The sequence below is a fragment of the Pseudomonas sp. NBRC 111119 genome, assembly GCF_001320125.1.
Classification (GTDB): Bacteria; Pseudomonadota; Gammaproteobacteria; order Pseudomonadales; family Pseudomonadaceae; genus Aquipseudomonas; species Aquipseudomonas parafulva.
In genome coordinates this window covers 127,431-140,946 of the sequence record NZ_BCAV01000022.1, presented here as the reverse complement: position 1 = coordinate 140,946, position 13,516 = coordinate 127,431, and the positions used below count along the sequence as shown (strand labels likewise).

The 13,516-nt window shown below is 64.6% G+C and carries 12 protein-coding genes; 8 read left to right on the top strand and 4 right to left on the bottom strand.

Annotated elements, in window-relative coordinates; genetic code table 11:
- Positions 1-9: 9 nt before the first annotated feature.
- The 4 genes from APH25_RS10090 to ydcS form a co-directional block, all read right to left on the bottom strand.
- Complete coding sequence (locus APH25_RS10090; RefSeq protein ID WP_060481805.1) at positions 10-816, bottom strand: ABC transporter permease; 807 nt, start codon at positions 814-816, stop codon at positions 10-12.
- Positions 806-1,717 carry an ABC transporter permease gene (locus APH25_RS10085; protein ID WP_060481804.1) on the bottom strand — a complete coding sequence of 304 codons (912 nt, stop codon included), beginning with the start codon at positions 1,715-1,717 and terminating at the stop codon, positions 806-808. Before APH25_RS10085 ends, APH25_RS10090 begins: the two co-directional genes overlap by 11 nt.
- A 1-nt stretch (position 1,718) precedes the next feature.
- A complete protein-coding gene (locus APH25_RS10080) occupies positions 1,719-2,750 on the bottom strand; it encodes an ABC transporter ATP-binding protein (RefSeq protein ID WP_060481803.1) in 1,032 nt (343 codons plus the stop codon).
- A gap of 86 nt (positions 2,751-2,836) precedes the next feature.
- Positions 2,837-3,988: a putative ABC transporter substrate-binding protein YdcS gene (ydcS, locus tag APH25_RS10075; protein WP_028634863.1), complete on the bottom strand. Its 1,152-nt coding sequence runs from the start codon at positions 3,986-3,988 to the stop codon at positions 2,837-2,839.
- 161 nt (positions 3,989-4,149) lie between these two features.
- Between ydcS and APH25_RS10070 the strand changes: the two genes are divergently transcribed.
- The 8 genes from APH25_RS10070 to wspR all read left to right on the top strand — a co-directional run bounded on the left by APH25_RS10070 (position 4,150) and on the right by wspR (position 13,395).
- Positions 4,150-4,836, top strand: coding sequence for a tellurite resistance TerB family protein (locus APH25_RS10070; protein WP_028634864.1), 687 nt, complete (start codon positions 4,150-4,152; stop codon positions 4,834-4,836).
- A gap of 128 nt (positions 4,837-4,964) precedes the next feature.
- A complete protein-coding gene (locus APH25_RS10065) occupies positions 4,965-6,587 on the top strand; it encodes a methyl-accepting chemotaxis protein (RefSeq protein WP_060481802.1) in 1,623 nt (540 codons plus the stop codon).
- 5 nt (positions 6,588-6,592) lie between these two features.
- Complete coding sequence (locus APH25_RS10060) at positions 6,593-7,099, top strand: chemotaxis protein CheW (RefSeq protein WP_060481801.1); 507 nt, start codon at positions 6,593-6,595, stop codon at positions 7,097-7,099.
- Positions 7,096-8,394 (top strand): CheR family methyltransferase, encoded by a 1,299-nt coding sequence (locus APH25_RS10055; protein ID WP_060481800.1) that lies wholly within the window; start codon positions 7,096-7,098, stop codon positions 8,392-8,394. The genes APH25_RS10060 and APH25_RS10055 overlap by 4 nt, the downstream gene beginning before the upstream one ends.
- A complete protein-coding gene (locus APH25_RS10050) occupies positions 8,391-9,056 on the top strand; it encodes a chemotaxis protein CheW (protein WP_060481799.1) in 666 nt (221 codons plus the stop codon). The genes APH25_RS10055 and APH25_RS10050 overlap by 4 nt, the downstream gene beginning before the upstream one ends.
- A complete protein-coding gene (locus tag APH25_RS10045; protein ID WP_060481798.1) occupies positions 9,053-11,329 on the top strand; it encodes a hybrid sensor histidine kinase/response regulator in 2,277 nt (758 codons plus the stop codon). The genes APH25_RS10050 and APH25_RS10045 overlap by 4 nt, the downstream gene beginning before the upstream one ends.
- A complete protein-coding gene (locus APH25_RS10040; protein WP_060481797.1) occupies positions 11,326-12,339 on the top strand; it encodes a chemotaxis response regulator protein-glutamate methylesterase in 1,014 nt (337 codons plus the stop codon). Before APH25_RS10045 ends, APH25_RS10040 begins: the two co-directional genes overlap by 4 nt.
- 51 nt (positions 12,340-12,390) lie before the next feature.
- Positions 12,391-13,395: a Wsp signal transduction system regulator diguanylate cyclase WspR gene (wspR, locus tag APH25_RS10035; RefSeq protein WP_028634871.1), complete on the top strand. Its 1,005-nt coding sequence runs from the start codon at positions 12,391-12,393 to the stop codon at positions 13,393-13,395.
- The last annotated feature ends 121 nt before the right edge of the window (positions 13,396-13,516 follow it).

The window sequence follows — 13,516 nt, the reverse complement described above, 5'->3', positions numbered from 1 at the left end:
CCTCCAGGTTCATTTGCCGCTGCCCGCTACGGCGTCGCCGCCCCGGGTCAGGTAGTAGGCGCCAAGAATGGGCAGCATGGTCACCAGCATCACCAGCATGGCAACCACGTTGGTCACGGGTACGTCACGTGGGCGGCTGAGCTGGTTCAATAGCCAGATGGGCAGGGTCCGCTCATGGCCCGCAGTGAAGGTAGTCACGATGATTTCGTCGAACGAAAGGGCAAAGGCCAGCATGCCGCCTGCCAGCAGCGCGGAGCCCAGGTTGGGCAGGATGATGTAGCGGAACGTCTGCCAACCGTCCGCGCCCAGGTCCATCGAGGCTTCTATCAGGCTTTGCGAGGTGCGCCGCAGGCGCGCGATCACGTTGTTGTAGACGATCACCACGCAGAAGGTGGCGTGGCCGACCACGATGGTGAACACACCCGGTTCGATACCCAGGCTGCGGAACGCCGAAAGCAAGGCGATGCCGGTGATGATGCCGGGCAGGGCGATAGGCAGTATCAGCACCAGCGAAAGGCTTTCCTTGCCGAAAAAGCTGCGCCGGTACAGCGCCGCCGAAGCCAGCGTGCCCAGCACCAGCGCAATCAGCGTGGCCAGGCAGGCCACCTGCAGGGAGAGGCTGATTGCATCCAGCACGTCGGGCCTGGCCAGCGCCACGGTGAACCACTTCAGGGTCAGGCCCCGGGGCGGAAAGCTGAACGCTGCATCTTCGGTATTGAAGGCGTACAGCAGAATGATCAGGATGGGAAAGTGCAGGAACAGCAGCCCGCCCCAAGCGGCCAGGCGCAGGCCCCAGGGCGCCCTGTCAGAGTGCATCGAAGGCCCCCATGCGCTTGACCACAGCGAGGTAGAGGGCGATCAGCACAATGGGCACCAGGGTGAATGCCGCAGCCATGGGCATGTTGCCGATGGCACCCTGCTGGGCATAGACCATGCTGCCGATGAAGTAGCCGGGCGGGCCCACCAGCTGTGGCACGATGAAGTCGCCGAGGGTGAGCGAGAAGGTGAAGATCGAGCCGGCGGCGATGCCGGGTACCGACAGCGGCAGGGTCACCTGCATGAACGTTTGCAGCGGCCTTGCACCGAGGTCGGCGGAGGCTTGCAGCAGCGACGGCGGCAGGCGCTCCAGCGCAGCCTGGATCGGCAGGATCATGAACGGCAGCCAGATATAGACGAACACCAGAAAACGCCCCAGGTGGGACGTGGACAACGTGCTGCCACCTACTCCCGGAATGCCCAGGATGGCCTGCAGCAGACCGTCCAGAGCCAACTGCTGGGTGAACCACTGGGCCACACCGCCCTTGGCCAGCAGCAGGGTCCATGCGTAGGTCTTGACGATATAGCTGGCCCACATGGGCATCATCACTGCAATGTAGAAAAACGCCTTGGTCTTGCCGCGGGTGTAGCGGGCCATGTAATAGGCAATGGGGAAGGCCAGCACCGCACTTGCCAGTGATACGGCGACCGCCATGGTCACTGTGCGCACGATGATGTCGAAGTTGGACGGGTTGAACAGCGCTGCGAAATTGGCCAGGGTGAGCGTGGGCGTCACTGCCATGGTGAAGTCATCGAACGTGTAGAAACCCTGCCACAGCAGGTTCAGCAGCGAGCCCAGGTAAATGGCACCGAACCACCCCAGGGGCGCAACCAGCAGCAGCGCCAGGTACAGGTTGGGTCGCTGGTACAGCACGTTGCACAAGGTGCGCAGTGGGGGCATGTCAGTACGCCTCGGTGTCCTGCAGCTGGGTCATGGCCTCTTGCGGCCAGTGCGCTTGCACGCGTTGCCCCGGCTGCCAGGCCTGGGGCATGGCCTGCCAGCTGTCATTGGCCTGGCTGACCGCCAGCAGCTGGCCGCTGTCCAGCTGTACTTCGAAGCGCGTGGCACTGCCCTGGTACTGGATATCGCGCAACAAGCCTTCGACTTGAACATGGCGGCTGTCGGGCCCGGCGGCGCCCAGGCGGATATGTTCGGGGCGGATGGAGAAGGGTGCAGGGCTGCCGCTGAGGGCTTCGGCCAGCGGGCCGCGCACTACATTGGAGGTACCGACGAAGGACGCCACGAAGGTTGTGGCCGGGTTTAGGTAGAGGTTGCGCGGCGTGTCCACCTGTTCGATACGACCACGGTTGAACACCGCCACCCGGTCGGACATCGACAGCGCCTCGGTCTGGTCATGGGTCACGAACACGAAGGTGATGCCCAGTTGCCGTTGCAGGTTCTTCAGCTCCACCTGCATCTGTTCACGCAGCTTGAGGTCCAGCGCCCCCAGCGGCTCATCCAGCAGCAGCACCCGTGGGCGGTTGACCAGCGCCCTGGCCAGCGCCACCCGCTGGCGTTGGCCGCCCGACAGCTGGGCAGGCTTGCGTGCGCCGTAGCCGGCCAGGGCGACCATGGCCAGGGCGTTTTCGGCACTGCTATGGCGCTCGGCCTTGGGCGTGCCCTTTACCTTCAGGCCGTAGGCCACGTTGTCCAGCACGTTCATGTGCGGGAACAGGGCGTAGTCCTGGAAAACCGTATTGACGTCTCGCTGGTACGGCGGCACGCCAGTGGCTTCTACCCCATGGATGCGGATGGAGCCGCTGCTGGGCTGTTCGAAGCCCGCAATCAACCGCAGGCACGTGGTCTTGCCAGAGCCCGAGGGCCCGAGCAGGGAGAAAAATTCCCCTTCGGCGATGTCGATGCTGACCTGGTCGACTGCCTTGACCTCGCCAAAGGTGCGGGAAACCTGAGTGAACTGGACGGCTAGGGGCATGCGTGGGCTCCCGGCATCAATGTTTCCTGCGCTGTCCCCTTCGCGGTTTTACCCGCGAAAAGGCCGGCACAGGCATTCAGAAAACCTCAGCGTCCGCCCATGATCGCGATGTAGTCCTGGGTCCAGCGGCTGTAGGGCACGAACTTGCCGCCCTGTGCCTGTGGGGTTTTCCAGAAGGCAATCTTGTCGAAGTTATCGAAACCATTGGTCTTGCAGCCTTCAGCGCCCAGCAGCTGGCTGCCGGTGCAGGCGGCCGGTACGGCGGGTAACGAGCCGAACCAGGCGGCCACGTCGCCCTGCACCTTGGGTTGCAGTGACCAGTCCATCCACTGGTAGGCGCAGTTGGGGTGCTTGGCTTCGGCGTGCAGCATGGTGGTGTCCGCCCAGCCGGTCGCACCCTCCTTGGGAATCGTCGAGGCGACTGGCTGGTTGTCGGCTTTCAGGCCGTTGACCATGTAGCCCCATGAGCTTGAGGCGACCACGCCTTCGTTTTTCACGTCGCTCATCTGCACCGTGGCGTCATGCCAGTAACGATGCACCAGCGGATGCTGCTGGCGCAGCAGCTCCAGCACCGCCTGGTACTGCGGTTCGGTGAGTTCGTAGGGGTCGGCGATGCCCAGTTCGGGCCTGGCTGATTTCAGGTACAGCGCGGCATCGGCGATGTAGATAGGCCCGTCGTAAGCTTGCACGCGGCCTTTGTTGGGTTTGCCGTCAGGCAGGTCCTGCGGGACGAACACCACCCCCCAGGTAGTGGGCGGCTGGGGGAAAACACGGGTGTCGTAGAGCAGCACGTTGGGGCCCCACTGATAGGGTGTGCCATAGACCTGCTTGTCGACCACGTACCAGCCACCGTTCTGCAAGCGCGGGTCGATGAGCTTCCAGTTGGCAATCAGTGAGGTATTGATCGGCTGCACCCGCTTGCCGGCAATCAGGCGCAGCGAGGCATCACCCGAAGCGGTCACCAGGTCATAACCGCCCTTGGTCATCAGGCTGACCATTTCGTCCGAGGTGGCGGCGGTCTTGACGCTGACCTTGCACCCGGTCTGCTGCTCGAAGCCGGTTACCCAGTCGTAGGCCTTGTCGCTTTCACCGCGCTCGATGTAGCCAGGCCAGGCGACGATGTCCAGGCGCCCTTCGCCCGGGCCCAGCGCCTTGAGCGGTTCGCCGGCCTGCAGGCCGGCGCTGGCGAGCAGGGCTATAGACAAGGCGCCGAGCCATGCGGTCTTGTGCACTGACATGGTATTCCCTCTTGTGGAGTTCTTGTTCGGGAGGTGCTGGCGATATCGAGTCTAGTTGGCTTTTTGCCGGTCAATGCAACATCCGGATGCAAATCCGCTGTGGCGAGTTGTAGGGCAAGTCTTACTCTGGCTGTTCATTTCCTTTATGTGGAGACGCATCGATGAATACTCGGGGCCTGCTGGATCAACTGCTCAAATCGGGTCAGCAACTGCTCGAAAAACAGGCGGGCGGTGGTAAGCCTGGGGCTGGCGCCGGTGGCCTGGGCGGGCTGCTGTCGGGCGCCGGTGGCGGGTTGCTGGGCGGGGGTGCGCTGGGGGTACTGCTGGGCAGCAAGAAGGCCCGCAAGTTCGGTGGCAAGGCCCTGACCTACGGTGGCCTGGCGGCACTCGGAGTGCTGGCGTACAAAGCCTACGGCAACTGGCAGGCCAGCCAGCAGGGTGCTGCGGTGCAGCCGCAGACCGTAGACCGTGTACCACCCGCTGAAGTGGAGCAGCACAGCCAGGCGGTGTTGCGGGCGCTGGTGGCAGCCGCCAAGTCCGACGGCCACGTGGACGACCGGGAGCGGGCGCTGATCGAAGGCGAGTTCACCCGCCTGGACAATGACGGCCAGTTGCAGCAATGGCTGCATGCGGAACTGAACAAGCCGCTGGACCCGGCAGAAGTGGCCAGCGCCGCACAAACGCCGGAAATAGCCGCAGAAATGTACCTGGCCAGCCTGATGATGGTCGACCAGGAGAACTTCATGGAGCGCGCCTACCTGGACGAGCTGGCTCGCCGTCTGGGCCTGCAGCCGGGGCTGCGCGAAGAGCTTGAAAAGCAGGCCCGGCAGGCTGCCGCTCAGGCCTAGGCAACACGGCCGCCTCAGTGAGGTGGCATTTTGCGGCCACTGCCCGCATTTGAGCCGCAAAACTGTAGGGCGCCTGGGCTATACTTCGACGATTTTTCCCGCTCGTAGTGAATTCCTGAGGGCTGAATGTGAAGAACTGGACGTTGCGCCAACGGATCCTGGCAAGCTTTGCCGTGATCATCACCATCATGCTGTTGATGATCGTGGCAGCCTACTCGCGGTTGGTGACCATCGAGACTGCCGAGGAAGCGGTGGGCACCAACAACATTCCAGGCGTCTACTACAGCTCGATGATCCGCAGTGCGTGGGTGGACAGTTATGTCACCAGCCAGCAGCTGGTGGGGCTTTCCGACCGCCGCGAGCTGTCTTCGGCCGACCTCGAGCTGTTCAAAAGCTTTGAAGACCGGCTCAAGCAGCACATGGCCAGCTACCAGAGCACCATCCGTAGCGGTGAGGACCAGGCGCGCTTCGAGGCCTTCGTCCAGCTGGAGCAGACCTACGTCGGTGAAATAGGCCAGGTGCTCGATGCTTACCGCCAGCGCAACTACCCCGAGGCCCAACGCCTGATCACCGACGTCCTGACCCCGACGTGGGTAGAGGGTCGCAAGCACCTGAACGAAGTGATCGAACAGAACCGCTTGTCTGCCGATGCGGCGACACGCGAGATCGTCAGCGCCGTTGCCACCGCCAAAGGTAGCATGCTGGTGTCGCTGTTGATGGCCATTGCGGCCGCCGGCATTTGTGGCTGGCTGCTGCTGCGTGCGATCACCGCCCCCATGAAACAGATCGTCACCGCCCTGGACAAGCTGCGCTCGGGTGACCTGAGCATGCGCCTGAACCTGGCGCGCAAGGACGAATTCGGCGCCATCGAAGGCGGCTTCAACGAGATGGCGGAATCGCTGGCCAACCTTGTCGCCCAGGCTCAGCGCTCGTCGGTGCAGGTCACCACGTCGGTCACCGAAATCGCTGCCACCTCCAAGCAGCAGCAGGCCACAGCCACCGAGACGGCCGCCACTACCACCGAAATTGGTGCCACGTCCCGTGAAATTGCCGCCACCTCGCGTGACCTGGTGCGCACCATGACCGAGGTGACCTCCGCCGCCGACCAGGCATCGAGCCTGGCCGGCTCCGGCCAGCAGGGGCTGGCGCGCATGGAAGACACCATGCACCAGGTCATGGGGGCGGCCGATTTGGTCAACGCCAAGCTGGGCATTCTCAACGAGAAGGCCAGCAACATCACGCAGATGGTGGTGACCATCGTCAAGGTGGCCGACCAGACCAACCTGCTGTCGCTCAACGCCGCCATTGAGGCGGAAAAAGCCGGTGAATACGGCCGTGGTTTTGCGGTGGTAGCGACCGAAGTCCGGCGCTTGGCCGACCAGACGGCCGTTGCCACCTATGACATCGAACAGATGGTGCGCGAGATCCAGTCGGCAGTGTCGGCTGGGGTCATGGGCATGGACAAGTTCTCCGAAGAAGTGCGCCGCGGCATGTTCGAAGTGCAGCAGGTGGGTGAGCAGCTCAGCCAGATCATTCACCAGGTGCAGGCCTTGGCACCCCGTGTGCTGATGGTCAACGAGGGCATGCAGGCCCAGGCCACGGGCGCCGAGCAGATCAACCAGGCACTGGCCCAGTTGAGCGATGCCAGCACCCAGACGGTGGAATCGCTGCGCCAGGCCAGCTTTGCCATCGATGAGCTGAGCCAGGTGGCTGCCGGCCTGCGCGGCGGCGTATCGCGCTTCAAAGTCTGACCGCGATGATCGACATGCAACCGCGCGCGGCGCAGGCGGACCACGACAAGGGTACGTTGTATTTGCTGTTTCACATCGATGACCAGCGTTTTGCCCTGAACGTGCATGAAGTGGTCGAGGTACTGCCGCGCCTGCCGCTCAAACCGGTGCTGCACGCGCCAGCCTGGGTCGCCGGCATTCTTGCCCACCGGGGGCGGCTGGTGCCGGTGGTCGACCTGACCGCCCTGTGCATCGGCCGGCCTGCCGTTCAGCGCACCAGCACCCGCCTGGTACTGGTGCACTACCGTGCCGGCCTGCAGCTTGGCCTGGTGCTCGAGCACGCTACCGAAACCTTGCGTTGCCACCCTGGCGAGTTCAAACCCTATGGCGTACACAATGCGCCAGCGCCCTACCTGGGCCCGGTCCGCCAGGATGACCAGGGCATGCTGCAGCGCATCGAGGTCGGTGACCTGCTGCCTGAGGCCGTGCACCAGTTGCTGTACGTGGATGAGCCAAGCGGGGCGTCGACATGAACGAGCAACACTTCTTCAACTTCCTGCGCGAACGTATTGGCCTGGACGTGGACTCGGTGGGGGCGCCGATGGTGGAGCGAGCCCTGCGCCAACGGTGCACTGCACTGCAGGCCAACGGGCTGGATGACTACTGGCTGCGCTTGCAGCAGTCGCACGACGAGCAACAGGCGCTGATCGAAGCGGTGATCGTGCCGGAAACCTGGTTTTTCCGTTATCCGGACTCTTTCACCGCCATGGCCAGCCTGGCTCATAAACGCCTGGCCGAGCTTGCCGGCGCACGGCCCCTGCGGTTGCTGAGCCTGCCCTGTTCCACGGGTGAAGAACCCTACTCGCTGGCAATGGCGCTGATCGATGCCGGTATGGCGCCGCCGTCATTTTTGATCGACGGCATGGACATCAGCCCTATTTCGGTGGCCAAAGCCAACCAGGCGACCTATGGGCGCAATGCCTTCCGGGGCAACAACCTGGGCTTTCGCGAGCGACACTTCGAAGCCCTTGAGGATGGCCACCGCCTGAACGAGCGCGTACGCCAGCGGGTAAGCCTGCAGGTAGGCAATGTGCTGGACCCCGCGTTGGCCAGCCGCGACGGGCTATACGACTTTGTTTTCTGCCGCAACCTGCTGATCTACTTCGACGTGCCGACCCAGCAGCGGGTATTCGAAACCCTCAAGCGCCTGCTGCACCCCCAGGGCGTGCTGTTCATCGGCCCCGCTGAAGGCAGCCTGCTGGCGCGCATGGGCATGCGCCCCTTGGGCATACCCCAGTCCTTTGCGTACGTGCGCCAGGAAGAAACCCTCCCGGCGCTGCCGTCCATCGCTGATGGAAAAAGCGCGCGGAGCCTTCCCGTGCCCCCTCGCAGCCCCTCGGCGCTGTACATGCTCGGTAAGTCGCCGCCCTCGACGCCCCTGCCTCGCCCGCTGCGTGCAGCCGTCGCTGGCGCGCCGGCACGCTCCCCTCAGGGCGAAGCCAGCAAAGATACCGAACGCGAGTTGCTGGCCAGTATCGCCCGCTGCGCCAACGCCGGCGACAGCCAGCAGGCCCGCAGCGAATGCCAGCGTTACCTGCGTCAGTTCGCCCCAAGCGCACAGGTGTATTACTGGCTGGGGCTGCTGAGTGACACCGAAGGCGATGCGCCGCAAGCCCTGACGCATTATCGCAAGGCCCTGTACCTGCAACCCCAGCACCCAGAGGCCTTGGTGCACCTGGCCGCGCTGCTGGCCGCCCAGGGTGACCTGGCCGGCGCCAGGCGCCTGCAGGACCGCGCCGTGCGTGCGGGTCGGGAGCCTGGCCAATGAACAACGAGTCCTCGCTCAACCTGCTCGCTGAAACCGATGTCACCATTGATGATTGCTGGAACCGCATTGGTGTGCACGGCAACAAGCAGTGCCCGCTGCTGCAGCGGCACATTCACTGCCGCAACTGCGAAGTGCACGCTGCTGCGGCCACACGCTTGCTGGACCGCTATGCACTGCTGCAAGACCGTGAGGCTGCCCAGCCTGCCCCTGCTGAAGACCGCGCCGGCCGGTCCATGCTGCTGTTTCGCCTGGGCGATGAATGGCTGGCATTGCCGACCGCCTGCCTGGCTGAAATTGCGCCCCTGCAAGCCATTCACTCGCTGCCCCATCAGCGTTCACGGGTGCTGTTGGGGGTGGCCAACGTGCGGGGTGCCCTGGTGCCTTGCCTGTCGCTGGCCGAGTTGCTGGGGGCATCGGCGGGTGCGGGTGAGCAGCGCGGTAGCCGGGCTACTCCGCGCATGCTGACGCTGGCGGCAGACGGCGGGCCGGTGGTGATGGCCGTCGAAGAGATCGACGGCATTCACCGGCTCGACCCTGGCCTGCTGGGCAGCGTCCAGGACGCAGTACGCTTCACGGCTGCGGTACTGCAGTGGCGGGGGCGCAGTGTGCGTGTGCTGGACGAACAACAATTACTGTCTGCCGTGCAGCGGAGCCTTTCATGACCCCAGAGCAAATGCGCGATGCATCGTTGCTCGAACTCTTCAGCCTGGAGGCCGATGCCCAGACACAGGTGCTGAGCGCTGGCCTGATGGCCCTGGAACGCAACCCCACCCAGGCTGACCAGCTCGAAGCCTGCATGCGCGCTGCCCACTCCCTGAAGGGCGCGGCGCGTATCGTCGGGGTGGATGCCGGCGTCAGCGTTGCCCACGTGATGGAGGATTGCCTGGTCGCTGCCCAGGAAGGCCGCTTGCGCCTTACCGCCGAGCATATCGACGCCTTGCTGCAGGGCACTGACCTGCTGATGCGCATCGCCACGCCTGGCGATGCCGGGGCGCAGGGCAGCGTACCGGGCTTCCTGGCGCAGATGGCCGCGTTGCTGGACCCGGGGGCTGCGCTGCCGGTGGCAGCGGTTGCACCGGTTACGCCGCCCCCTGAACCATCGCCTGCGCCACTGGCTGTAGCCATGGAACCGCCGGTGCCCGAAGTCGCCCCGCGGCGCAAAGCCGGGCGGCGTGAAGGTGAGGGCGCAGAGCGGGTGCTGCGGGTAACCGCCGACCGGCTCAACAGCCTGCTTGATCTGTCCAGCAAGTCGCTGGTGGAAACCCAGCGGCTCAAGCCTTACCTGGCCACCCTGCAACGCCTCAAGCGCCTGCATGGCCAGGGCATGCAGGCCCTCGACGGCCTGCGCCTGCAACTGGAAGCCAGCGGCCTGGGCAGCGAGGTACTCGACGCCCTGGCGCAGACCCAGCGCGTGCTGGGCGAAACTCAGCAGACCCTGCGCGAGCAGGCAGCGGACCTGGATGAGTTCGGCTGGCAGGCCAGCCAGCGCGCGCAACTGCTGTACGACAACGCCCTGGCCTGCCGCATGCGCCCATTTGCCGATGTGCTGGCCGGCCAGAGCCGCATGGTCCGCGACCTGGGCCGCTCGCTCGGCAAGCCGGTGCGCCTGGTGGTGGAGGGCGAGAAAACCCAGGTAGACCGTGATGTGCTGGAAAAGCTCGAGGCACCGCTGACCCACTTGCTGCGCAATGCCGTGGACCACGGCATTGAATCGCCCGAACGCCGCCTGCTGCTGGGCAAGCCCGAGGAAGGTTTGATTCGCCTGCGCGCCTCACACCATGCCGGCATGCTCAGCCTGGAACTGCTGGACGACGGTGCCGGCATCGACCTGGACCGCCTGCGTGCCAGTATCGTCGAGCGGGCCTTGTCACCGGTTGAAACTGTGCTGCGCATGAGCGACGACGAACTGCTCACGTTCCTGTTCCTGCCCGGCTTCAGCCTGCGTGACAAAGTTACGGAGGTGTCGGGCCGCGGCGTCGGGCTGGACGCCGTGCAGCATATGGTCCGTGAGCTGCGTGGCGCCATCGAGTTGACCCAGACTGCGGGGCAGGGCTGTCGTTTCCACCTGCAGGTGCCCCAGACCTTGTCGGTCGTACGCAGCCTGGTGGTAGAGGTAGGCGGCGAAGCGTACGCCTTCCCGCTGGCCCACATCGAACATGCGCTGGAAGTGACCGCCGAGGAGATCGTGCAGATCGAGGGCCGGCAGCATTTCTGGCACGAAGGCCGACACGTTGGCCTGGTCGCGGCCAGCCAATTGCTCAACCGCCCGCCGGCCCAGGCCGACCAGGGCAGCTTGCGCGTGGTGGTGATCCGCGAACGTGAACAGCTCTACGGGGTGGCGGTGGAGCGCCTGATTGGCGAGCGGGTGCTGGTGGTGATGCCGCTGGACCCGCGCCTGGGCAAGGTGCAGGACATTTCTTCGGGCGCTCTGCTGGACGATGGTTCAGTGGTGCTAATCGTGGACGTGGAAGACTTGTTACGCTCCGTGGACAAGCTGCTGAGCACCGGCAGCCTCGAACGGGTCGAACGCGGTAGCGGCGGGGCGGCAGGGGTAGCTCGCAAGCGTATTCTGGTGGTGGACGATTCGCTGACCGTGCGCGAGCTGCAGCGCAAGCTGCTGGGCAATCGCGGCTATGATGTCGACGTGGCGGTGGACGGCATGGACGGCTGGAACGCGCTGCGCGGCGACGACTTCGACCTGCTGATCACCGATATCGACATGCCGCGCATGGACGGTATCGAGCTGGTCACCCTGGTGCGGCGTGACCAGCGCCTGCAGTCGTTGCCGGTGATGGTGGTGTCGTACAAGGACCGCGAGGAGGACCGACGGCGTGGTCTGGATGCCGGGGCCGACTACTATTTGGCTAAGGCCAGTTTCCACGACGATGCGTTGCTGGATGCTGTGGTCGAGCTGATTGGAGGTGCTCAGGGATGAAGATCGCCATCGTCAATGACATGCCCCTGGCCGTTGAGGCCTTGCGCCGGGCGATCGCCCTGGAGCCTGCCCACGAAGTGATCTGGGTGGCCAGCAACGGTGCCGAAGCTGTCCAGCACTGTGCCGAGCGCCTCCCCGACCTGATCTTGATGGACCTGATCATGCCGGTGATGGATGGCGTGGAGGCAACCCGGCGGATCATGGCCGACACCCCTTGTGCCATCGTCATCGTCACGGTCGACCGTAAACAGAATGTGCACCGGGTGTTCGAGGCCATGGGCCACGGCGCGCTGGATGTGGTGGACACGCCAGCGCTGGGCGCTGGGGACGCGCGAGAGGCGGCAGCACCGCTGTTGCGCAAGATCCTCAACATCAGTTGGCTGATCGGCCAGCAGCGCCCGCCTGCACCGCGGCACGTGGCCGCACCGCTACGGGAAGTGTCCCAGCGCCGCGGCCTGGTGGCCATTGGCTCTTCAGCTGGTGGGCCGGCTGCCCTCGAGGTGCTGCTCAAAGGCTTGCCGCCGGCGTTTCCGGCCGCCATCGTGCTGGTTCAGCACGTGGACCAGGTGTTTGCTGCAGGCATGGCCGAATGGCTCAGCAGCGCGGCCGGGCTGCACGTGCGGCTGGCACGCGAAGGCGAGCCCCCGCAGCCCGGTGAAGTGCTGTTGGCCGGCACGAACCACCATCTGCGCCTGCTCCAGAACGGCCAACTGGCCTACACTGCCGAGCCGGTGAATGAAATCTATCGCCCTTCCATCGACGTGTTCTTCGAGAGCGTGGCGCGTTACTGGTCTGGGGATGCGGTGGGGGTACTGCTCACAGGTATGGGGCGCGACGGTGCGCAAGGTTTGAAAATGATGCGCCAGCAAGGGTTTCTGACCATCGCCCAGGACCAGGCAAGCAGTGCGGTCTATGGCATGCCCAAGGCTGCTGCGGCAATTGATGCCGCAGTGGAAATCCGCCCGCTCGAACGCATCGCCGGGCGCTTGATGGAAGTTTTCGCAAAATGACGAAGTGTATTGAATCACGCCGCCAGGCCGGCAGTGATCGGGTGAACAGGCATGAATGATTTACCGATCGAAGGTTTCGCGAGCACCGACGAGAATTCGGCGATGGTGCTGTTGGTGGACGATCAGGCAATGATCGGCGAGGCCGTGCGGCGGGGGTTGGCCAACGAGGACAATATCGACTTCCATTTCTGTGCCGACCCGCACCAGGCGGTGTTGCAGGCGATGCGGATCAAGCCCACGGTCATTCTGCAGGACCTGATCATGCCTGGCCTGGACGGGTTGACGCTGGTGCGCGAGTACCGCAGCAACCCGGCCACCCAGGACATTCCGATCATCGTCCTGTCGACCAAGGAAGACCCGTTGGTCAAGAGTGCTGCATTTGCTGCAGGCGCAAACGATTACCTGGTCAAGCTGCCAGACACCATCGAGCTGGTGGCGCGTATTCGCTACCACTCGCGCTCCTACCTCACACTGCTTCAGCGTGACGAAGCCTACCGTGCCTTGCGTGTCAGCCAGCAGCAGCTGCTGGATTCGAACCTGATGCTGCAGCGGCTGATGAACTCTGACGGTTTGACCGGGCTGTCCAATCGCCGGCACTTCGATGAGTACCTTGAGCTGGAATGGCGCCGGGCCATGCGCGAGCAGCAACAGCTGTCGCTGCTGATGATCGACGTGGACTATTTCAAGGCCTTCAACGACAGCTTCGGCCACCTGGCAGGTGACGAGGCCTTGCGCCGGGTGGCCGAGGCCATTCGCAGTTCGTCGTCGCGCCCCAGCGACCTGCCGGCCCGCTATGGCGGCGAGGAATTTGCGCTGGTGCTGCCCAACACCTCACCGGGCGGTGCACGGCTGGTTGCCGAGAAGCTGCGCCAGACGGTGCTGGCCCTGGGCATCCCCCACACCGCACCCGAGGCCGGCTCGCACCTGACCGTAAGCGTGGGCCTGGCCACCCAGGTACCGGCCATCGGCAGCCATTGCCGGCAGCTGATATCCGCCGCCGACAAAGGCCTTTACCAGGCCAAGAACGGCGGCCGCAACCAGGTAGGTATCGCCTGAACCCGCGCGCCTGCTCCCCGGTAGGCGCAGGCAGACGCGCGATGCGCCGCAACCGCGGCGCCTGGCCCACCACCGCTACCCCGTTACGGCAAACCGCATACTCGGTTATACTCGCAGGCTT